Origin of the sequence: Nesterenkonia salmonea (assembly GCF_005771525.1) — a bacterium.
GTDB classification, from domain to species: domain Bacteria; phylum Actinomycetota; class Actinomycetes; order Actinomycetales; family Micrococcaceae; genus Nesterenkonia; species Nesterenkonia salmonea.
The window spans coordinates 1-1,198 of record NZ_VAVZ01000102.1; the positions used below are offsets into that span (position 1 = coordinate 1).

Genomic DNA, 1,198 nt, shown 5'->3' on the forward strand with positions numbered 1-1,198 from the left:
GGTATCCCTACCGTTGCTGATCGGGTGGTCCAAGCGGCCCTGGTGCTGGTGTTAGAACCGATATTCGAAGCTGACTTCCACTCCTCGTCCTACGGGTTCCGCCCCGGGCGGCGGGCGATGGATGCTGTGGCCGAGATTAGGATGTTCGCCTCGAATTCCTATGAATGGGTTTTCGAAGGTGACATCAAGGCCTGCTTCGATGAGATCGACCATACGGCCCTGCTGGGCCGGGTACGTGGTCGTATTGGTGATAAGCGAGTGATCGCTCTGATCAAAGCGTTCCTCAAAGCCGGCGTCCTCAGCGAGGACCAGACTCTGAGACGCACAGACACCGGAACTCCGCAAGGCGGGATCCTCTCGCCTCTGCTGGCCAACATTGCCTTGGAAGTACTCGATGAGCACTTCGCTCGGGTTTGGGCTGAAAACAGTTCTTCCCGGGTCGATCGTGCCCGTCGCCGCCGACACGGACTACCCACTTACCGGCTGGTCCGCTATGCAGACGATTTTGTCGTGCTTGTCAGCGGTGAACGTGAACACGCGGAAGCACTGTATGACCAGATTGCAGACGTCCTGGCCCCTATGGGGCTGCGTCTATCAGAGGAGAAGACTTTCGTCGTCGGCATCGATGAGGGCTTCGACTTCTTGGGGTTCCGCATCCAGCGGCACTACAAGCCAGGAACGTCGAAGCAGTTCGTCTATACCTTCCCGTCACGGAAATCTGTGGCAGCGATCAAGCAGAAGGTCAAGACGATCACCACGCAGGGAACACACAAGCCGCTGGTAGAGATTCTCAGGCAACTGAATCTCATCTTGCCTGGCTGGACACGGTACTTCCAATACGGGGTCTCAGCCCATACTTTCGCGTATCTGCGCCATTACACCTGGCGCAGAGTCGTGATCTGGTTGAGGAACAAACACCGTAAGACCAACTGGAGGACCCTCCGAGACCGGTACGGCCCCATGGGGTGGTGGCCGGTGGACGAGGGCGTGGAGCTGTTCAATCCCGCTGCAATACCGGTAAGCCGGTACCGCTACCGAGGAGACATCCCCACACCGTGGACCCAACCAGCACCTGCATGAGCATTGGCATGGGCTCGTGGAGAGCCGGATGCGGTGAAAGTCGCACGTCCGGTTCGGGAGGCGGCCCAGGGAAACAGACCAGCCGAAACGCTGATACTGCGCCCTGGGCCGACCTCAC

At 59.0% G+C, this 1,198-nt stretch carries 1 protein-coding gene; it reads left to right on the top strand.

What is annotated here, in order from left to right:
- On the top strand, window positions 1-1,080 hold a 1,080-nt coding region (gene ltrA, locus FEF26_RS15445; protein WP_138254418.1), incomplete at its 5' end, for a group II intron reverse transcriptase/maturase.
- Window positions 1,081-1,198: the final 118 nt, after the last annotated feature.